Source organism: Halobellus captivus (assembly GCF_007655485.1).
In the GTDB taxonomy this organism is placed as follows: Archaea; Halobacteriota; Halobacteria; order Halobacteriales; family Haloferacaceae; genus Haloquadratum; species Haloquadratum captivum.
Genome location: NZ_VJXQ01000003.1, coordinates 160951 through 179731 on the forward strand (window position 1 = coordinate 160951; position 18781 = coordinate 179731).

Annotated in this window: 20 protein-coding genes; 12 read left to right on the plus strand and 8 right to left on the minus strand. The window is 65.9% G+C overall.

Features of this window, described 5'->3' with window-relative positions; all coding sequences use genetic code 11:
- Nucleotides 1-328 precede the first annotated feature (328 nt).
- Both FJT57_RS10140 and FJT57_RS16420 read left to right on the plus strand, forming a co-directional pair.
- Entirely contained in the window at nt 329-1324 is a 996-nt protein-coding gene (locus FJT57_RS10140) for a tyrosine--tRNA ligase (RefSeq protein ID WP_144904793.1), read from the plus strand.
- 206 nt (nt 1325-1530) lie between these two features.
- Nucleotides 1531-1701 carry a hypothetical protein gene (locus tag FJT57_RS16420; RefSeq protein WP_162524332.1) on the plus strand — a complete coding sequence of 57 codons (171 nt, stop codon included), beginning with the start codon at nt 1531-1533 and terminating at the stop codon, nt 1699-1701.
- Here FJT57_RS16420 and hisA read toward each other — a convergent pair.
- Nucleotides 1673-2398, minus strand: a complete 726-nt coding sequence (gene hisA, locus FJT57_RS10145) for a 1-(5-phosphoribosyl)-5-[(5-phosphoribosylamino)methylideneamino]imidazole-4-carboxamide isomerase (RefSeq protein ID WP_144904795.1) — start codon at nt 2396-2398, stop codon at nt 1673-1675. The genes FJT57_RS16420 and hisA overlap by 29 nt on opposite strands.
- Nucleotides 2399-2526: 128 nt before the next feature.
- A complete protein-coding gene (locus tag FJT57_RS10150) occupies nt 2527-2757 on the minus strand; it encodes a DUF7860 family protein (RefSeq protein WP_144904797.1) in 231 nt (76 codons plus the stop codon).
- Nucleotides 2758-2916: 159 nt separating this feature from the next.
- On the opposite strand from FJT57_RS10150, the gene FJT57_RS10155 reads away from it, so the two are divergent.
- On the plus strand, nt 2917-3174 hold the full coding sequence (locus FJT57_RS10155; protein ID WP_144904799.1) for a hypothetical protein: 258 nt from the start codon (nt 2917-2919) through the stop codon (nt 3172-3174).
- 59 nt (nt 3175-3233) lie between these two features.
- The gene (glmM, locus tag FJT57_RS10160) at nt 3234-4601 is read left to right on the plus strand and encodes a phosphoglucosamine mutase (RefSeq protein ID WP_144904801.1); all 1368 of its coding nucleotides are present in this window, start codon (nt 3234-3236) and stop codon (nt 4599-4601) included.
- A 57-nt stretch (nt 4602-4658) separates the two neighbouring features.
- Here glmM and FJT57_RS10165 read toward each other — a convergent pair whose 3' ends face one another.
- Genes FJT57_RS10165 through hisI form a run of 3 tightly spaced genes read right to left on the minus strand, consistent with a single transcriptional unit; the run spans nt 4659 to nt 6580 of the window.
- Nucleotides 4659-4934, minus strand: coding sequence for a hypothetical protein (locus FJT57_RS10165; RefSeq protein WP_144904803.1), 276 nt, complete (start codon nt 4932-4934; stop codon nt 4659-4661).
- Nucleotides 4934-6208, minus strand: coding sequence for a DUF7118 family protein (locus FJT57_RS10170; protein WP_203229144.1), 1275 nt, complete (start codon nt 6206-6208; stop codon nt 4934-4936). Before FJT57_RS10170 ends, FJT57_RS10165 begins: the two co-directional genes overlap by 1 nt.
- Nucleotides 6209-6214: 6 nt before the next feature.
- Nucleotides 6215-6580 carry a phosphoribosyl-AMP cyclohydrolase gene (hisI, locus tag FJT57_RS10175; protein ID WP_144904805.1) on the minus strand — a complete coding sequence of 122 codons (366 nt, stop codon included), beginning with the start codon at nt 6578-6580 and terminating at the stop codon, nt 6215-6217.
- 147 nt (nt 6581-6727) lie between these two features.
- Between hisI and FJT57_RS10180 the strand changes: the two genes are divergently transcribed.
- A complete protein-coding gene (locus FJT57_RS10180; protein ID WP_144904807.1) occupies nt 6728-7711 on the plus strand; it encodes an arsenic resistance protein in 984 nt (327 codons plus the stop codon).
- A 21-nt stretch (nt 7712-7732) separates the two neighbouring features.
- On the opposite strand, the gene FJT57_RS10185 is transcribed toward FJT57_RS10180, so the two are convergent.
- The gene (locus tag FJT57_RS10185; RefSeq protein WP_144904809.1) at nt 7733-8797 is read right to left on the minus strand and encodes a prepilin peptidase; all 1065 of its coding nucleotides are present in this window, start codon (nt 8795-8797) and stop codon (nt 7733-7735) included.
- Between the two features lie 190 nt (nt 8798-8987).
- Here FJT57_RS10185 and FJT57_RS10190 point away from each other — a divergent pair, with 190 nt between their 5' ends.
- Nucleotides 8988-10856 carry an ATP-dependent DNA helicase gene (locus FJT57_RS10190; protein WP_144904810.1) on the plus strand — a complete coding sequence of 623 codons (1869 nt, stop codon included), beginning with the start codon at nt 8988-8990 and terminating at the stop codon, nt 10854-10856.
- Between the two features lie 437 nt (nt 10857-11293).
- Entirely contained in the window at nt 11294-11464 is a 171-nt protein-coding gene (locus FJT57_RS10195) for a DUF7317 family protein (protein WP_144904813.1), read from the plus strand.
- 67 nt (nt 11465-11531) lie between these two features.
- On the opposite strand, the gene FJT57_RS10200 is transcribed toward FJT57_RS10195, so the two are convergent.
- Nucleotides 11532-12671, minus strand: a complete 1140-nt coding sequence (locus FJT57_RS10200) for a 60S ribosomal export protein NMD3 (RefSeq protein WP_203229145.1) — start codon at nt 12669-12671, stop codon at nt 11532-11534.
- Nucleotides 12672-12823: 152 nt separating this feature from the next.
- Between FJT57_RS10200 and htpX the strand changes: the two genes are divergently transcribed.
- The 5 genes from htpX (at nt 12824) to radA (ending at nt 17871) form a co-directional block, all read left to right on the plus strand.
- The gene (gene htpX, locus FJT57_RS10205) at nt 12824-13690 is read left to right on the plus strand and encodes a zinc metalloprotease HtpX (protein ID WP_144904817.1); all 867 of its coding nucleotides are present in this window, start codon (nt 12824-12826) and stop codon (nt 13688-13690) included.
- A gap of 42 nt (nt 13691-13732) precedes the next feature.
- The gene (gene pspAB / locus FJT57_RS10210) at nt 13733-14368 is read left to right on the plus strand and encodes a PspA-associated protein PspAB (protein ID WP_144904819.1); all 636 of its coding nucleotides are present in this window, start codon (nt 13733-13735) and stop codon (nt 14366-14368) included.
- Between the two features lie 325 nt (nt 14369-14693).
- Complete coding sequence (locus FJT57_RS10215; protein WP_144904821.1) at nt 14694-15359, plus strand: hypothetical protein; 666 nt, start codon at nt 14694-14696, stop codon at nt 15357-15359.
- Complete coding sequence (locus FJT57_RS10220; RefSeq protein WP_144904823.1) at nt 15356-16714, plus strand: hypothetical protein; 1359 nt, start codon at nt 15356-15358, stop codon at nt 16712-16714. The genes FJT57_RS10215 and FJT57_RS10220 overlap by 4 nt, the downstream gene beginning before the upstream one ends.
- Nucleotides 16715-16839: 125 nt before the next feature.
- The gene (gene radA, locus FJT57_RS10225; protein WP_144904825.1) at nt 16840-17871 is read left to right on the plus strand and encodes a DNA repair and recombination protein RadA; all 1032 of its coding nucleotides are present in this window, start codon (nt 16840-16842) and stop codon (nt 17869-17871) included.
- Nucleotides 17872-18110: 239 nt separating this feature from the next.
- On the opposite strand, the gene FJT57_RS10230 is transcribed toward radA, so the two are convergent.
- Nucleotides 18111-18551: a universal stress protein gene (locus FJT57_RS10230; protein ID WP_144904827.1), complete on the minus strand. Its 441-nt coding sequence runs from the start codon at nt 18549-18551 to the stop codon at nt 18111-18113.
- Nucleotides 18552-18781: the final 230 nt, after the last annotated feature.

An 18781-nucleotide genomic window follows, 5' to 3' on the forward strand; every position in this document is an offset into this window, starting at 1 on the left:
TGGTCGTCGTGGTCGTCGGCGTATCAGTCGCTTCTTCCGTCGGCACCGTCCCAGACGAATTACAGCCAGCGAATCCGGCGACGAGAACGCTGCCGAGTGTTTGGATGGCCCTCCGTCGGGTTTGACCCGTCTGCTTGTCCATACACCCGCGTGTCGTTGTGGCTTCTTAATCACCCATAATCGTTTAACCGAAATAAACGGTTTAGAACCTGTCTAAACCACCAATTTCGACATTTTAGCACTCACGATGACTCCGGTCACACCCTCTCCGATCTGACGTCGACGTCATCCCAGAAGTCATATGCCGGAGTCGCGATTTTCCCACAGTATGGACGCCTACGAGCTGATCACCCGGAACGCCTCCGAGGTGGTCACAGAGGACGAAGTGCGCGCGCTAGCCGAATCCCCGGACGGAAAGCGGGCGTACGTCGGCTACGAGCCCTCCGGCGTCCTCCACATCGGTCATATGCTGACCGCAAACAAGCTGATGGAGCTGCAGGAGGCCGGATTCGAGGTCGTCGTCCTCCTCGCCGACGTCCACGCGTATCTCAACGGCAAGGGGACGTTCGAGGAGATTCGGGAGACGGCAACGAGAATGCAGGAGCAGTTCGTCGCCTACGGCCTCGACGAGTCGCAGACGGAGTTCGTACTGGGTTCGGAGTTCCAACTCGACGAGGAGTACATTCTCGATCTGCACGCGCTGGAGCTGGAGACGTCGCTGTCGCGGGCCGAACGCGCGATGGCCGAGATCCAGAGCGGTGACACCGCGACGGTCGCGCAGGCGGTCTACCCGCTGATGCAGGCGCTCGACATCGTCTACCTCGACGTCGACCTCGCGATCGGCGGGATGGAGCAGCGGAAGGTCCACATGCTCGCCCGCGACACCCTGCCGAGCATCGGTGCGGACTCGCCGACCTGTCTGCACACGCCGCTGATCGCGGATCTGACGAGCGGTATCGGCAAAATGTCGAGCAGCGAGGGCCTGTCGATCTCGATGGAGGACTCCGAAGCCGACGTCGAGGAAAAAGTCAACAAGGCGTACTGCCCGCCGACGGCCGATCCCGAGCCGACCGACGAGGGCGAGGAACGCGACAACCCCGTGCTTCAGATCTTCGAATACCACGTCTTCCCGCGCTTCGGCGAGGTCGTCGTCGAGCGCCCCGAGAAGTACGGCGGCGATCTGCACTACGATTCGTACGCGGACCTGGAAACCGACCTCGAATCGGGCGACCTTCACCCGGCAGACGCGAAGGGTGCGCTCGCGGCGTATCTGAACGAACTCATCGAACCCGGCCGCGAGAAGATCCGACAGCAGCGCTCCTGAGTTTTCTCACTCTCGTCCGCACCGCACCGTCATTCCCGTCCGCACTCATCGCATCACCCTCGTCCGCACTCATCTCGTCATCCCTGTCCGCGCTCACACGGCCACTCTCATCCGCCCTCGTTTTCACCCGCGCTCGTTTCGTCGTCCCTGTCCGACGCTCGTCTTGCGGAGATTGATGACCTCTCGGCGTTGACGTCCGGGATACGATGGGGCTCAAAGGAATCGCGCTGGGGGCGTACGCACTCTGTTTCGGGGGACTGCTCCTGTTCTCTAATTCGGGCGTCGTGACGGGCCTCGGCGTCGCGCTGATCACGATCGCGTGTACCGCGATCGTCTCGCGGCTCCACTTCAGGCGCGCATCGCCGCCTCGAGGGTGAACGTGCCCTCGTAGAGCGCGGTGCCGACGACGACGGCCGCCGCTCCGGCGTCTCTCAGCGCCCGGATGTCATCGAGGGAGGCGACGCCACCGGAAGCGACGACGGGGATGTCGACGGCGTCGACGACGCGTTTCGTCACGTCCGTCTGGACGCCCTCCTGCTTCCCTTCGACGTCGACGTCGGTGAAGAGGATCGATCCCGCGCCGAGGTCTTCGTAGCGAGCGGCCGCTTCCGCGGGGTCGAGCCCGGTGCCTTCGGTCCATCCGGAGACCAGCACTTCGCCGTCCTTCGCGTCGAGACTCACCATCACGCGGTCGGGGTGCGATGCCGCGATCTCTGCGACCAACTCGGGCTCCTCGACCGCGGCCGTGCCGAGGATCACGCGCGCGACGCCCCGGTCGAGGAGGTCGGAGGCGTCCGCGGCGGTCCTGATCCCGCCGCCGAGCTGCACCGGGACGTCGACGGCATCGACGACGGCTTCGACCGCGTCGGCGTTCGCGCGTTCCCCCTCGAACGCGCCGTCGAGATCGACGAGGTGCAGCGTCTCCGCGCCCGCGTCCACCCAGCGCCGGGCGGCCTCGACGGGGTCGCCGTAGCGCTTCTCGGTGCCGCGTTCGCCCTGTACGAGCTGGACGACTTCGCCGTCCTGCATATCGACCGCGGGAACCACCTCGAAATCGGGAAAGAGATCGGTCATAGCGGCTTCTCGGCGGCGGTGCCGCCTAAAGTCTCCGCCAGCGGCAACGAACTTCCTGTCCGCCACTCCATCGGTGACAACGACGTCTCGGTCTGTCACGTCATCGACGACAACGAACGCTTCGCTCGCTACTCCGTCAGGGGCAGCAGAACGCCGAACACGAACGGGGACACCAGCGCGATGAGTATGCCGATCCACTCGGCGTCCACGAGCAGCGCGTGTTCCCACGCGGGAACCGCGGTTCCGGTCGCGGCGAGCGCGAACTCGCCGAGCGCACCCAGCGCGAACAGCCCGATTCCGAGGAGGAAACTCCGCTTCGTCAGGGTCGGATAGTCGATGTCGCCGTACCGTCCTGTCATATCTTCCGAGGTGTCGGCCGCGTACTATACGATTTCGTTTGTGGAATCGACCAGCGATCGGGGAGACATCTGCGGAATCGACAACTGCGGTAGGATCTCGACCGATGGCGCGGTCGCGGGACCGAAAGAGCCTCAATCTCTCCTCAGATACGGACGGCTATGACCGCAGCCGCACTCGAACTGCTCCCGCTCGTGCTCGAACTCTCGGCGTTCGGACTCGGTGTGCTCGGACTCTCGCTCATCGGGGCATACGTCGAGCGCTTCGCAATCGTGACCGTCCAGCACGGCCAACCGCTCTTGGGCCTCTGGGCGGCCGTTATGGGGTTCGTCGCGCTGTATTTCGCGTACTCGCTCACCGTCGACAGGGTGGTACCGGCGCTCTCCGAACTCACCGACCGCCAGACGACGACCGAGTAGCCCTCGCGAAACAGTCCGTGTCGCAACCGCTTTCACCACGGGCCGAGGAGTGAGACGCAATGAGACTGTTCGGTTCGAGCGGGACTCGGGGCGTCGTGGGCGACGGCCTGACGCCCGAGTTCGTGCTCCGAATCGCGAAGGCCGCCGGTACGGCGTGGGAGACCGACCGCGCGGTCGTCGCGCGCGACACGCGAACGACGGGCGAGATGCTGACGAACGCGGCGGTGAGCGGCCTCGAGAGCGTCGGCGTCGACGTCGATCGACTCGGCCCGACGCCCACCCCGAGCGCCGTCCGCTACGCCGGTGACAGAGCGCGCCCGGCCATCGTGATCACGGCGTCGCACAACCCGCCGGAGTACAACGGCGTCAAACTCGTCGGCGCGGACGGCGTCGAACTCGCCGTCGAGGACCTCGAAACGATCGAATCGCACGTTCTGGCGGAGGATTTCGCCACCGCCGCGTGGGACGAAGTCGGCGAGTCACGTCGGATCGAGGGCGCGAACCGCGAGTACGTCTCCGACCTCCTCGACGCGGTCGACCGCGAGGCGATCGCCGACGCCGACCTCACCGTCGCGCTCGATCCGGGTCACGGGGCGGGCGCGCTGACGAGCCCCGAGTTCTTCCGACGGCTCGGCTGCGACGTCGTCACCGTCAACGCCAACCCCGACGGCCACTTCCCGGGCCGCGAGTCCGAACCGGTCGAGGAGAATCTCGCCGACCTCAAGTCACTCGTTCGGGCGGCCGACGCCGACGTCGGAATCGCCCACGACGGCGACGCCGACCGCGCGATCTTCGTGGACGAGCGCGGCGAGTTCGTCGCGGGCGAGGCCTCCCTCGCGGCGCTCGCCGCCGCGGAACTCGGACCGGGCGACACCACCGTCGCGGCCGTGAACGTCTCCCAGCGACTCGTCGACGTCTGCGACGCGGTCGGCGCGGACCTCGAACTCACGCCGATCGGCGCGACTAACATCATCACGCGCATCCGAGAGCTCACCGCCGAGGGCGGGTCCGTCCCGATCGCTGGCGAGGGAAACGGGGGGATCTTCTTCCCGGAGTACCGGCTCGTCCGCGACGGCGCGTACGTCGGCGCGAAGTTCCTCGAACTCGTCGCCGAAGGGCCCGTCAGCGACCTCATCGAACCCTATACGGCCTACGAGAACGTCCGTATCAACCTCCCGTACGACGAGGAGGCCGAACTCGACGCGATGCTCGATGCTGCGGCCCACTTCGCCGACGCCGCGGACGCGGAACCGAACACCATCGACGGCTACCGCCTCGACTACGGCGACGCGTGGGTGCTCGTCCGTCCGTCGGGGACCGAACCGAAAGTCCGGGTCTACGCCGAGGCGAAGGAGGGGACTCGCGCCAAAGAGCTCGCCGAGCGGGCGGCCGCGGCACTCCGGGACGCGGTCGAGGCAACCTGTTAACCTCGTCACGCGGTGAACCACCTGATAACCTTCGCGACGCGTTCCGCTAGCCGCTACTCACCAGGCGAGCACACCGAAAAGTACCGAAAGTAGTCCCAGTACGAGCAGGACGAAGCCCCGCTCGAACGCGATGTCGTCGGGAGGGTCCGACGGTATCTCCGACTCTCGCTCTCCTTTCGCCGCCGAAACGTCATCCCGCCACCCGACAGTTCGTCTCGGATCGTCGGTCGCGGCGTCCAGCCGCCGCATCGCGCGCCCCGTTCGCAGGGCTCGCGCGCCGTAGTACAGACAGCCCCCGCCGACGACGAACGCGACGGCCGAGACGACGACCATCAGCCGGTCGATCCGTCCGGTCCGATCGGCTCGCCCGACGACCCGCCGTGGCCGGATCCGGCGTCGGATCCCCCTTTGAGGGCCGCCGAGAGCCGCTCACGGGCGTCGCGGAGGCGTTCCAGCTCCGTTGCCGCCGCGCCGGACTTCACCCGTTCGCGCGCGTCGGCGTCGAGCTCCTCGTGCGCGCGAGCGACGAATTGAAGCTCCTCGTAATCGTCGCGACGCGTCAGGTCCCGGACGGCCCTGAGCCGCGCGACGGTCTCCTCGCTCGCGAACCGGGCGAGCAGCGACGTGGCCTCGCGGGCCCAGAGACGGAGCGTCTCCGCCTGCGGCGGCGGCAGCGACACCGTCAGCGGCTCGGCCGAGAGGCGTTCGAGGAACGTCCGATGGACCGCGACGGTCGTCTGCAACAGCGCGGGGTCCGCCGCGTAGTGGTCCAGCTTCGAGCCGGTGTAGTCGGCGAACTCCAGGAGGGTCGGAATCGACTCGTCGGCGTCGGGGCTCTCGCGGACGAACTCGCGGAGGTCTCGCGGCGGCGACTCGAACTCGACGAGCGGGAACGACTCCGCGCGTTCGAGGAGCCCGATCACGTCGGCCGCGGCCCCGGACTCGTAGAAGGCGTTGAAGTCCTCCTCCACGGCTTCGTTGTAGGCCCGAACTGGCCCTCGAAGCTCCTCGACCGGCGCGTCGAGGTCGGCATCGGCGAACGCGAGCATCTCCGCCCGCCGTTCGATCTCGTCGTCGAGTTCGCGCCCGTAGAGCTTCGCGTCGCGCTTCGCCGCGGAAACGGCCTCCGTCGCCTCTTCGCGCCGGTCGAGGAGGTCGACGTATTCGCCCGCGGGTTCGAGGTCCGCGCGGGCGTCGTCGAAATCGTCCTCGCTGAGTCGGCGGCGGTCCATCCGCTCGGCGGCGGTGTCGAAGGCGTCCTTCGAGGGGACGTCGTCTCCGAGTTCGTCGACGAGGTCGAGGAACTTGCCCTGAAACTCGACGTACGCTTGGAAATCGCCGGTCCCGGTCGCGGAGCCCTCGTACCTGTCGAGGAGGCTGAGCGCCTTCCGATACGTGTCGGCCGCGGTGACGACCGCGTCTTCGCCGACGTCTTCGATCTCGGCCTCGACCTGCGTCTGTCGCGATCGCGCGGCCCGAAGCGCCTCGATCCGTTCCTCGACGGTTTCGAGGACGGCCTCGGCTCCGTCGCTCCCGCTCTCGTCGGCGGCTCCGTCATCCTCGGCCTTGGCGTCTGCCTCGTCTCCGATCGGATCTGTTTCGGCCATCTGTGTTCAGTAGACGTCGTCGGGGTCGAACACGCGCTCGCCGACGTGCTCGCCGTCGACCGTGCGGTAGAAGCACGAGCGGTGGCCCGTGTGGCACGCGCCGCCGGACTGGTCGACGAGGTACAGGAGCGTGTCGGCGTCGCAGTCGACGCGGACTTCCTCGATCGACTGTATGTGCCCGCTCGTCGCGCCCTTCTCCCAGAGTTCATCGCGGCTGCGCGAGTAGTAGTGCGCCCGCCCCGTCTCGCGGGTCCGTTCGAGCGCCTCGGGGGAGACGTACGCCAGCATCAGCACCTCGCCGGAGTCGGCGTCCTGTGCGACGGCGGGGACGAGGCCGTCCTCGCCGAAGTCGATCTCGACGTCGTCGGTCATTACCCGAATCGACGCGTGTGCGGCCGATAGGTCTTTTGCCCCCGTTTCGGCGTGGGACCTCTCGGAGGAAACCACCTGCCGATCGGCGCGCGGCGTGCCCCTGACCGGAGCACCAGTCCTAATGCGGGGTGACGAGAAGGTCCCCGTGTGCTCTCGCAGCGGTGGCTCCAGCGGAACCAGATCGCCGTCTACGCCGTCAGCGTCGCGCTCGCGATAGGGTTCGGCATCGGGATCCCGTCCGCCGCGCCGGTGTTCGAACGAGCGATCACGCCCGTGCTGGCGGTGCTCCTCTACGTGACCTTTCTGGAGATTCCATTTGTCAGGTTCCGCCAGGCGTTCACCGACGCGCGGTTTATGACAGCGGCGCTCGGGATGAATTTCCTCCTCGTTCCGATAGTCGTCTTCGTCCTGACGCGCGCACTTCCCGCGGATCCGGCGATTCTCGTCGGCGCATTGCTGGTGCTACTAACGCCGTGTATCGACTACGTCATCGCCTTCACCGACCTCGCGGGCGGCGACGCAGAGCGGGTGACTGCGGCGACTCCGGTGCTGCTTCTCGTCCAGTTCGCGCTCCTTCCGGCGTACCTGTGGCTGTTTCTCGGCGACCGGATCGGGGGCGTCATCAGCGCGGGGCCGTTCGTCGAGGCCTTTCTCTTCCTCATCGCGGTGCCGCTCACGCTCGCGTGGCTCACGGAGGAGTGGGCGACCCGCTCCGATGCGGGCCGCCGGTGGGAGACCGCGATGGGCTGGCTTCCGGTGCCGATGATGGCCGCGACGCTCCTCGTCGTCATCGCCTCTCAGCTCCCGCGGGTGGTGGAATCGATCGGGCAAATCGCAGCGGTCGTCCCCGTTTACGCCGCCTTTCTCGTTGTTATGCCGGTTATTGCACGGTTCGCCGCCCGCATCGTCCGGATGGACGTCGGGGAGGCCCGCGCGCTGGTGTTCACGTCGGTGACGCGGAACTCCCTCGTCGTCCTCCCGCTGGCGCTCGCGCTGCCCGCGGGCTACGAACTGGCCCCCGCAATCGTCGTCACGCAGACGCTGGTCGAACTGACGGGAATGGTCGTGCTGACCCGAGTCGTCCCGGCGTGGCTCGTCCCGTCGGCACCGACGCGGGCCGTTGGTGACTGACTCCGGGGGATCGACGACCGATCAGACGACTCCGAGTGCGCCGAGCGCACCGAAGACCAGATCGCCGTACGTGAACGCCAAGAGCGTCCCGAGGAACATTGGGACCAGGAACGGGATCCCTGGTGAGATCCAGACCGCCTCGCGCTCGGCCACGACCTCCAGTCCGCCGCGGAGCTTTTTCGGCGTCGTGCCGTAGGCCGTGCCCTCGATTTCGTCAAGAAAGGCGTCTGCGGCCCACTCGTCGCCGACGTCGGAAGAATCTCCAGTTTCGACGTCGCCGACGTCGGCATCGTCGACGTCTACGCCACCGTCGGATTCGACCCGTGACGCATCCTCGTCGCCATCCACGGGTACGCCGCTCTTTCGGGGCATCTCGCTCTCTGCGCCGACCGCGCCGTCGGTCGGATCGTACGTCTCGCCGACGCTGTCGGGATCGCGGTACTGGTCGGGGCTTGCTCGCAACTCGTCGAGACTCAGGCCCCGCCAACGGAGGTACATCCGCAGCGCGTCGATGTCGAGGCCGTTCCGCGAGAAGCCGTCCGGCGTCTCGTACAGGCGGCCGTGCGCCGACCGGAGGTCGTCGACCGCGATGCGGAGACCGAGGAAGGACGTCGGGAACCGGACGTCGCCGGTACGGAGGTTCCGAACGCCGAGTGCGACCGGGTACGCCGCGGCGAGGACGACGGTGTTCGTGAGGACTGTCATCGAGAAGACGCCGAGCGTCGTCTCGATCACCGGGAGCGTGAACCCGGCGAAGTAGTACGTCGGAAACGTCGGAAGCAGGATGGCGATCGTGATGAGCGCCTTCGCGTCCGCGCCGCCGAAGCCGCCGATCCACCAGAAGCCGTAGGCGATCGGAGCGACGAGGAAGAGACTGATCGCGACCTGCACGAAGAACAGGAAGTCCGTAGACGTCGAAAGCGACAGGTGGCCGACGGCCTCCACCGTGAGGAGCACGACGCCGAGTCCGACGAGCGGGAGCCAGGTCCGACTCGGCACCCGCCTCGTCTCGATGTCGCGCCACGCGGTCCATCCGAGGACCGGGAGCACGACCAACCGCAGCAGATCCGGAGCGCTGGCGAACATATCGGGAAAGCGACGCCCGGGGTGTTGTAGTTTGCGCCTACTCCGTGAGTTGGCTGACGGCACGTGGATTACGGACGTGGCGGGGACGACTTCGGAGGCGTCCGCACTCTCGACTTGGGGGTCGCTTCTGCGCTCCGCGCTGAGGACTCGCGTCTGAACCTTTTTAACCGAGAGCGGCACAGGGGCGAGTGTGGACCCCGATCGGATTCCCTCGTCGTTTCCGGCCCCGAGCTACCGCGGCGCGCAGGAGCAGGCGCTCTCGGACATCCGCGACGCGTTCGCCGCCGGGAACGACGTCGTGCTCGTCCGCGCGCCGACGGGGAGCGGCAAGTCGCTTCTCGCGCGGGCGATCGCGGGCGCGGCGGCGACGACGGACGATGTCTCGCCCGCTGAGGCGACCGACGCGTACTACACGACGCCGCAGGTCTCCCAACTCGACGACGTCGCCGAGGACTCGCTGTTGGACGACCTGAACGTCATCCGCGGAAAGTCGAACTACACGTGTATCCTGCGGGGCGAGACCGACACGCCGGTCGACCGAGCGCCCTGTGCTAGGCAGGCGGGCTTCGATTGCTCGGTCCGTCACCGCTGTCCGTACTTTTCCGACCGGGCCATCGCTTCCAACCGTCGCATCGCGGCGATGACACTCGCGTACTTTATGCAGACCGCCGGATCCGACGTCTTTCGCAAGCGCGACGTCGTCGTGATCGACGAGGCGCACGGCCTCGCCGAGTGGGCGGAGATGTACGCGACGGTGGATCTGAATCCGCGGACGGTGCCGGTCTGGGACGACGTGGGCGTCCCCGACGTCGCGGCCGACGGCGACCCGCTCGAACGGACCGTCCGCTTCGCGGAGACGCTGGCGGGCGTCGTCGAGCGCGCCAAGGACGAACTGATCCGAAAACCGGAACTGAATCCCGACGAGGCGGCGCGTCGCGACCGCCTCCAGGAGCTTCGGTCCGAACTCACGTGGTTCGTCGAGGACTACCGCGACCCCGAGAGCCCCACCACGTGGGTCGTCGACCAGTCCGACGGCGAGGGCGGGCCGATCACGATCAAGCCGCTCGATCCGGCGCGGTACCTGCACCACACCGTCTGGGACCGCGGTAACAAATTCGCGCTGCTGTCGGCGACGATCCTGAACAAGGAGGCGTTCTGTCGGGGTGTCGGGCTCGACCCCGACACCGTCGCGCTCGTCGACGTCGAACACACGTTCCCCGTCGAGAACCGTCCGCTGTACGACGTGACGCAGGGGAAGATGACGTACGACCACCGCGAGGAGACGTTCCCGAAGGTCGCGCGGACGCTGGTCCGAATTATGGCGAAGCACGGGGATGAAAAGGGGCTCGTTCACTGCCACTCCTACGCGATTCAGGCGGAGCTTCGACGCCGACTCGCCCAACTCGGCCTCGGCGGGCGGATCCGCGGCCACGACCGGGAGAACCGCGACGCGGAACTCGACTCGTGGAAGGCCACCGACGACCCCGACGTCTTCCTCTCGGTGAAGATGGAGGAGGCGCTGGACCTCTCGGGCGACCTCTGTCGCTGGCAGGTCGTCTGCAAAGCGCCGTACCTCAACACGAACGACTCCCGCGTCGCGCGCCGACTGGAGGAGGGACAGTGGTCGTGGTACCGACGGGCCGCGCTTCGGACCGTGATTCAGGCGTGCGGGCGCGTCGTCCGCGCGCCCGACGATCACGGTGCGACGTATCTCGCGGACTCGTCGCTGCTCGACCTGTTCGACCGGACGCGAAGCGATATGCCCCCGTGGTTCCGCGAACAGGTCGATCGGCTGTCGACGCCCGAACTCCCCGAGTTCGATCAGGTCGCGGCTGGCGGGCGGGGCGGTTCCGGAGGGAGCGATCCTGGTGGGAGTGGCCCCGGCAGAAGCGGCAACGGTGGTCGCCGAAGCCACGGTCGCCCGTCGTCGACCGGCGGCGGATCCGCATCCGGTTCGTCGCGGGCGACGCGATCGGACCCGCCGACTGGAACGGACGACAAATCGGCGGACGACGACAAAGCGAACCATCCGCTCTCCGACGTTTGGGGCGACAGCTGAGACCGAGTGCGTCGGCTCATACGGTCGGTTGTAACTGTTTATCGGTGACCGCGATCGTGCGGGTCGCGATCACCGGGAAGAGACGACAACCGTCCGTCTCAGAACACTAGTGCCGCGCCGTACGCCAACGAGGAGCCGACCATCAGCAGCACGAGGATGAGCGCGAGCACCTGCTGTCGGTCCATACCGGATCCTCGGCTTCCTCCGATTCAATTCTTTCGCTCATCACTCGCGCCGTCTCACTGTGTAAGTTTGCGGTCCAATCCGTCCGATCCCGAGACGAATATTTAATGAATGTTAATTTAGGTTATAATATATCGGTAAATCACGGAAAAATTAATACGCTTGGTCTATTTACAAGCATATCGACTGTTCTTTGAGACGATATCTCACGGAATACTTAACATCTCTCTCCTCCTGGTCTTGTATGTCCGGCAATGTACACACACGGGCTGAACACGGCGATGACCCTGTACCGGAACGGAACACTGACGCTGTCGCAGGCGGCGTCTCGGGCGGGCCGCTCTACGGACGCGTTCGCCACGGCGCTGGTGCGGCACGGTATCTCAGTCCGCGAGAATCAGGTGCGGTCGCAGGCCGCGGAGTAACCACTGCAGGCGGATCGGTCGAATTCTCCGATTAATTTCGCTTCGGTAGTTTCGACGACGAGCGGCGCTACGCGGCGCTCTCACCGCTTTCGTCCCCGTCGTCGCGTGCGGGCAGAATATGCAGCCCTTTGCGACTCTTCAAGACCTGGACCGTGTCGGCCTCGCGGTCGACGTACGACGGCCGCGCGATCGTCTTCGACTCGTACGTTTCGGGATCGAGCACCTGGATCGCCCGCTCGTCTTCGATCGTGACGACTGTCGTTTCTTCGGCGTCTCCGACGGTTCCGATCTTTTGTGCGTCCGGCGTCTCGCCCTCTTCGAAGGCGGCTTCGTACGGCTCACCGGTGGTGAGACGAACGCCCTTCAGATTCCCGCGGACGCTTCTGACCAACACCGGCCCGTCGTCGTCCTCGGGCGCGACGACATCTCCGGGCGTGAACTTCGGGAGTCGAACGGCGTAGGTGACACGGTAGACCTCGTTGCCGTCGCTGTCTTCGGTGACGAGCGTCGGGTACTCCTTGACGTGACCGCCCAGTTCCCGGATGATCCGCTTCGCCACGCCGCCGCCCATCTGGTTCGTCGAGATCTTGATGTCGATCCCGTCGGCGGTCTCCTTGGTCTCGGAGATGAACGCGTCTCGATCGCCCGTTTCCTCGCGCTCGGCGACGTAGGCTTCGGCGATCTCGACGGCGCGTTTTTCCTCCTCGCTCGTCGGCGTCCGGCCGTCAGCCCGCACTTGCACGATGCTGGCGTAGTAGCCTCCGGCGATCCGGCCGCAGCGGTCGCACGTCTGTCGGGAGATGAGCACCGGAACGGTCACCTGCTCCTCGCGGTACGTGTCGCGGACGACGCCGCCGAACGTGCAGTGCATTCGGATGGTGTTCTGATCGATCTGCTCGGGTTCGACGCCCCAGCGGATCTCTTCCGCCTTCACGTGGACGCCGAGCGCCTCGGAGACCTGTTCGATCGCGACGTCAGTGTAGTCTTTCGCGCCGACGTCGACCCAGCGGTTCCCCTCGTAGACCGCGCCGCACTGCGAACAGACGCGGACCTCGATCCGATCTGGAGCGTCGACGAGGTCGAAGTCCTCGAAGTAGCAGTCGTCGCAGAGGACGGCGTCGCGCTCGCGGGGCTCACCCGGAAGCGGGTCGGCACGCTCCGGGACCGGATCGCCGCAGCGCGGACAGAACTCTCCCGAACTCATCACCCGTCGTAAACGACCGAGGCGGTTAAGCGCGACGAAGTGCCGCGTTGTTCTCGCTCTTGCGCCGTTTCCGTTGCACTACCGAGTAGACGGTGTTTCGGCTGCACAACTGTTTGCTGCAACACCGTTTATTACTCCGCGGCCGTAGTCGGGCCATGGACTGGAAACCCGACTGGGGACTCAGAGGCCGGATGGTCCTCACGATGTTCCTGCTTTTCGCCCTCTATCTCGTCTTCGTGGGGGCGCTGGTTCGAACGGGATCGTTCTTCTTCCTCCCGCTGATGGGGCTGTTCGTCATCGCACAGTTCTTCTTCAGCGACAAACTCGCGCTCTACAGTATGGGGGCGAAGAAGGTCTCCGAGGACGAATACCCGGAGCTCCACGCGATGGTCTCGCGGCTCAGCCAGCAGGCGGACCTTCCGAAACCCACGGTCGCCGTCGCCGACTCGCGCGTACCGAACGCCTTCGCTGCGGGTCGCTCACAGAAGAAATCGACGGTCTGCGTGACGACCGGGCTCCTGCAGACGCTCGACCGGGACGAACTCGAGGGCGTGGTCGCCCACGAGCTCGCGCACGTGAAGAACCGCGACGTGATGGTGATGACGATCGCGTCGTTCCTCTCGACGGTCGCGTTTATGATCGTCAGGATGGGCTTTTGGTTCGGCGGCGGCCGGAACCGACAGGGCGGCGGCTTCCTCGTCGCTATCGTCGCGTCGCTCGTCGTCTGGATCGTCTCGTTCTTCCTGATTCGTGCGCTCTCGCGGTACCGCGAGTTCGCAGCCGACCGCGGCGGGGCGCTCATCACCGGGCGGCCGTCGGCGCTCGCGTCGGCGCTCCTGAAGATCGACGGCCGGATGGACAAGGTCCCGAAGGAGGACCTCCGCGAGCAGTCGGAGATGAACGCGTTCTTCATCGTCCCGCTGAAGAGCGACGTCATCGGGCGGCTGTTTAGCACCCACCCTGCAACCGAAAAGCGCGTCGACCGCCTGCGCGACCTCGAACGAGAACTGGAGTCGCAGTGAGATGTGTCGCGGTGAGATCTCTCTGACGGAGGGGGCACGCTGATGGGGTTCTTCGACACGATTCGAACCGTCCTCGGCACGAACGCCGAGGCGGACGCGACTCGCGACGCCGATCCCGAGGACCTCTTCGGGATGAGCACCGCCTACGTCACGATGGAGGCCGATCTCGGCTTTCGCTCCGTCGGCGCCGCGGCGCTCTGTTTCTCCGGCGTCGACAGCACCGATTTCTCCGCCGTCGTCGACGACGTCGAGACCATCCTTCGCGCGGGCGAGGAGGAGACCGGCACGGCCTTCGAACTCCGCGAGGACAGCCACGGCTGGGAGTGGGTGATCCTCCGCGACGACGACCCCGAGGACCTGGTGACGAGCGTCCACTTCGCGGCCGACGAGTTCATCGAGCGCGGCTACGGATCGCGGATTCTCGCTGCCGTCTTCGGCTTCGAGCGCGACGGCGACACCCGAGGCGGAGGTGACAGCGGTGCCGACCGCGTCTACTGGATCTACTCGTTCCGCCGCGGCGCGTACTACCCGTTCGCGCCGATGCGCGGCAAGGAGCGGAACCAACGGCTGGAGTTCAAGCTGGAGTCGATGCTCGACGGCGAACTGGGACTGGAGAGCGACGAGTCCTACTGGTATCCGATGTGGCCGGACACGGCGGGCGGCCACCCCTGGGAGTGAGACGGGCTGTCGAGTGCGGCCACCCGCAGGGGCGGACGGTTGTCGAGAGCGAACGACTACCGGACGCGGACGGCCGTCGGAAGCGAACGGCTGTCGGAAGTAGATTGGCGAACAGTCGGCACGACAGTTTCTCGAATCCGATCGTGACTGATTGGTTCGGAATCGGCGTTCGTTCCCGCGTCGACGTGCCGAGCAACCGCGGCTCGACGCGGGGTGGTTTCTAGCGCACGCCGCGTCTGGCCGCCCGTTCCTATATAAACACTCGCTACGCCCGAGGACCGTCGTTCCCGTGGCTATTTATCCCATTCTCGAATAACTCCGCTTGATGCCCTCCAATACACCCTCCCCGAGTAGGCGACGCCTCCTCCAGCCGGCGGCCGCTCTCCTCGGTAGCTCCGCACTCGCTGGCTGCGGTGGTAGTTCGACCGCTTCGAGTACCGCCCGCGACGGTCCCGACGCGAACCCGCCCGAAGACGCGCTCACCGATCCGACGCACGTCAGCCTCAGGAACACTGAGCGGGCACCGATCGTCCGAGACCCGAACGCCGAGACGGGGGCCTCGGGGGACGATTCGGCCGGAACCCCGCGGTTCGACCGCTGGCGACACGACCTCGTCGTCGACGCCGAGCGGGCCGCATCGCTCACGTTCGCGGACGTCGACGGCGTCGATGCGGCCCGCGCGCTCCTCGATGAGACCGACTTCGAGGCGGCGTCGGTGTACGTCGAGGGGCACGTCGTCGCCGAGTGCTACGAGCGGCGACTGTGTTGGATCCGCTGGACCGACTCGGAGATCGAGACCGACTACGCGCGGATCCTCCGCGACGCTGACGTCGCCTGTGAGGCCGACGCGAAGGACTTCGTGGTGAATCTGATCCGGATTCCGGCCGCCCTGGACCCCGACGATATCCGAAGCTACGGGTCAGGCGGTGGCGGCCGGTGTCGGACGCCGAGTGGTGAACCGATGGCGGCCGCGGAGGGGAGACAGGCGTGACCCGAACGCCCGAACACTCCCGACGGAACCGGCAGATCGGACGCCGAGGGATGCTCGCGCTCTCCGGGGCGCTCGGTCTCGCGTCCCTCGCGGGATGCCTCGATCAACTACCCGGATCGGAGCCGGAAACGATCGACGGCGACGCGCTCGCCGACCTCGCCGACGACGAGACACCCGAAGTCTCCGAGACGCTCCCGGTCGATATCGAGGCATCGTTCGTCGCCGACCAGCGCGAGGTCACCGAGACGAAACTCGACTCGGTGCCCGCGCCGTTCGACCAGGCGCAGATTCCGAACGGGGTGATTCGCGAACGGATGAACGGCGAGTACGAGACCGCACGCGAGGCGATCCGGACGTCTTCGGACGGCGGGACGGCCTACGAGCGACTCGGCCGTGCGACGCGCGCCCGAGCGAGCGCACACGAGGTACAGGTCGGGTGGCACGCGATTCAGGGAGAGGCGACCGTCGAGGACCTCCGCGAATCGCAGTCGGCCGTCGAGGACGACGTCGACGCGCTCTCCTCACGGTGGGACTACGTCGGGGACGATCCGGTACGAGCGGCGATCGTCCACACGGAAATCGAGCGCGAGATCCGCGGGGCGCGGAACTGGCTGTCGTTCCACGAGGGAGAACTCGAATACGCGGCGACGCAACCGCTCGATTTCGCGGACGTTGCGGTCGACGTCGAACGCGCGAGGATCGCCGTGGCGGTCGCGTCGTACGCTTTCGATCAGTTCCGCGAGAGCCTCCCACGGGAGACGAACCTGCGCGAACGATTCGCGGCCGCCCGAGATGCCTTCGACGAGCGCATCCGTGCCCGCGGCGAGTCGCTCCCCGACGAGACGGAGGATCCGACGTCACTCGTCGATCGAGACGTCGGACGGACCGCTGGCGTGATGGCGCTCTCCGATATCCTTCGAGACGCACGGTGGCGTTCCGAAGACCGCCTTGGCGATCAGGACTCACCGTCGGTCGCGAGTGCCGCGCTCGACGCGGCGGAAACGCTCGTGTACGTTCGCGCCTTCGGGGCGCTCCGCGAACGGATCGAGGGAGGAGACACAATAGCCGTCGAGAACGCCGAAGACGTCGCTGAAATTCGCACTGACGCCGTCGACGCCGTCAGCGCCGCACGCGACGCGGATCGAAATCGCCTCGTCGTCGACGCGGTCCTTCCGAGGTTTGCCCGGGAACTTCGCTGGATCGACGACCGATTCTCGCGGTACGACGGCGACACGCGGGTCGAATCCGCCGAGCGGGAGGCCGCCGAATACGTCGTCATCACCGAAACGTGCCGCGCGCTCCCGGCTGTGAGCGCCGACGTGGCGGCGGTGCTGCGCGGCGATACCGACGCGTAGCGCTCCCTCTCCGTTTTGAACCCCTCGTTGTGTCCGACAGTGACCATCGTTTCGGTCCGGCGTATTCACTTTCACTTTGCTGTTAACGAGGGTTTATGTGCAAGTGGGACCCAGAAGCGGATACGATGCCAGAAGACGATCTCGAGAGTCTCCCCGGAGTCGGCCCCGCAACCGCAGACAAACTCGTCGATTCGGGATTCGAGAGCTATCAGGCGATCGCTGTCGCGAGTCCCGGCGAGATGTCCAACACCGCGGACGTCGGCGAGTCGACCGCGGCCGATATTATCAACGCCGCGCGCGACGCGGCCGATATCGGTGGCTTCGAGACGGGAGCCGCCGTCCTCGAACGGCGCGAAGAGATCGGCAAACTCTCGTGGCGGATCCCCGAGGTGGACGACCTCCTCGGCGGCGGGATCGAAACGCAGTCGATCACCGAAGTGTACGGCGAGTTCGGTGCCGGGAAGTCGCAGGTGACCCACCAGATGGCGGTGAACGTCCAACTGCCGCCCGAACACGGCGGACTCGGCGGCGCTTGCATCTTCATCGACTCCGAGGACACGTTCCGCCCCGAACGGATCGACGATATGATGCGCGGGCTCGACGACGAGGTTCTCGAAGACCTCTTCGAGCGCCGCGAGATCGAGGGGACTCCGGGCGACGACGAGGCGATGAACGACCTGCTCAACAGCTTCCTCGACCACATCCACGTCGCGAAGGCGTTCAACTCCAACCACCAGATCCTCCTGGCCGAGAAGGCCAAGGAGATCGCCCGCGACAACGAGGACGCGGAGTTCCCCGTGCGTCTCCTCTGCGTCGACTCGCTCACTGCCCACTTCCGCGCGGAGTACGTCGGCCGGGGCCAACTCGCCGACCGACAGCAGAAGCTCAACAAGCACCTCCACGACCTGATGCGCATCGGCGACCTCTACAACACGGCCGTCTTGGTGACGAATCAGGTCGCCTCGAACCCCGACTCGTACTTCGGCGACCCGACCCAGCCGATCGGCGGCAACATCCTCGGCCACACTTCCACGTTCCGGATGTACCTCCGGAAATCCAAGGGCGACAAGCGGATCGTCAAACTCGTCGACGCGCCCAACCTCGCCGACGGCGAGGCCATAATGCGCGTGCAGGACGGCGGTCTGAAGCCTGAATAGATTCCCCCCTAACCGCTCCCACCTCTTTCACACCCACCTTGTTCCGCCTCGGGTGCGCCTTCGGCGCACCGCTCGGCGCAAAAACCTGGAGGGAAAAAGGCCGCCGACATCACGGCCTTCGGCCGCTCGTCGGCGATGAACCGCTCGCTCACTTCGTTCGCTCGCAGATGCTCAAGACAGGGGATTCATAGCCCGTTCAATGCAGATGGTGCGCAAAGCGGTTATCCGATTTCTATCGGTCATTTACCGCTGTTCACACGCGGAAGCGCAATAACGGGACAGTCAGCGTTCGTGACCAACTTCAGGGAGTGATCACCGGACAGGAACTGCAGTAGTCGGTTTCCGCCGCGGGACCGGTAGGCGATGGCGCTTGCTCCGACTTCCTCAGCGGCCTCAAATATTTTCCCGGTGATATCCCGGCCATACGCAGTGTGCGTATCGGCGTCGGGAAACACCGTTTTGACGGCAGCATAGGACTCCTCCGCTAGTTCTTCCGAATATTCAACGGGTGTTTTATCCGGGACACCTTCCCCCTTCTCGACGACGTGAAGGGCGGTTACTCGCGCTGGCTGGTACTGTTCGAGCCGGTTCGCTGTCGCCAGAGCATCTTCCTCATTGACAACGGGGACGAGAACGTGCGCAAGCAATTCTCGGCTCCCAGACTTGTCATCTGTTCCCATACTACATAGTAACTGCTCCCCGGGTAAAAATATAGCCAGGGACGGCTTCACAGTAATCGGTACTACGGTTTCGTTATTTCAGAGTTGGGCGTGGAACTCACGGTTAGTATGCACCGTCGGTCTCTCGGCTAATTCGTCGTTGCTGAATGTGAAACCAATCCGGTCGGAAAGTAATCAACGGATGATTTCTACAATCTCCTACCGCGAGCGAGGCCGAAGGCCGAGCGAGC

Bases quoted from the DNA above. Each gene is read 5' to 3' on its own strand.
- FJT57_RS10140 (WP_144904793.1), top strand. From the start codon at position 329: ATGGACGCCTACGAGCTGATCACCCGGAACGCCTCCGAGGTGGTCACA.
- FJT57_RS16420 (WP_162524332.1), top strand. From the start codon at position 1,531: ATGGGGCTCAAAGGAATCGCGCTGGGGGCGTACGCACTCTGTTTCGGG.
- hisA (WP_144904795.1), bottom strand. From the start codon at position 2,398: ATGACCGATCTCTTTCCCGATTTCGAGGTGGTTCCCGCGGTCGATATG.
- FJT57_RS10150 (WP_144904797.1), bottom strand. From the start codon at position 2,757: ATGACAGGACGGTACGGCGACATCGACTATCCGACCCTGACGAAGCGG.
- FJT57_RS10155 (WP_144904799.1), top strand. From the start codon at position 2,917: ATGACCGCAGCCGCACTCGAACTGCTCCCGCTCGTGCTCGAACTCTCG.
- glmM (WP_144904801.1), top strand. From the start codon at position 3,234: ATGAGACTGTTCGGTTCGAGCGGGACTCGGGGCGTCGTGGGCGACGGC.
- FJT57_RS10165 (WP_144904803.1), bottom strand. From the start codon at position 4,934: ATGGTCGTCGTCTCGGCCGTCGCGTTCGTCGTCGGCGGGGGCTGTCTG.
- FJT57_RS10170 (WP_203229144.1), bottom strand. From the start codon at position 6,208: ATGGCCGAAACAGATCCGATCGGAGACGAGGCAGACGCCAAGGCCGAG.
- hisI (WP_144904805.1), bottom strand. From the start codon at position 6,580: ATGACCGACGACGTCGAGATCGACTTCGGCGAGGACGGCCTCGTCCCC.
- FJT57_RS10185 (WP_144904809.1), bottom strand. From the start codon at position 8,797: ATGTTCGCCAGCGCTCCGGATCTGCTGCGGTTGGTCGTGCTCCCGGTC.
- FJT57_RS10195 (WP_144904813.1), top strand. From the start codon at position 11,294: ATGTACACACACGGGCTGAACACGGCGATGACCCTGTACCGGAACGGA.
- htpX (WP_144904817.1), top strand. From the start codon at position 12,824: ATGGACTGGAAACCCGACTGGGGACTCAGAGGCCGGATGGTCCTCACG.
- pspAB (WP_144904819.1), top strand. From the start codon at position 13,733: ATGGGGTTCTTCGACACGATTCGAACCGTCCTCGGCACGAACGCCGAG.
- FJT57_RS10215 (WP_144904821.1), top strand. From the start codon at position 14,694: ATGCCCTCCAATACACCCTCCCCGAGTAGGCGACGCCTCCTCCAGCCG.
- radA (WP_144904825.1), top strand. From the start codon at position 16,840: ATGCCAGAAGACGATCTCGAGAGTCTCCCCGGAGTCGGCCCCGCAACC.
- FJT57_RS10230 (WP_144904827.1), bottom strand. From the start codon at position 18,551: ATGGGAACAGATGACAAGTCTGGGAGCCGAGAATTGCTTGCGCACGTT.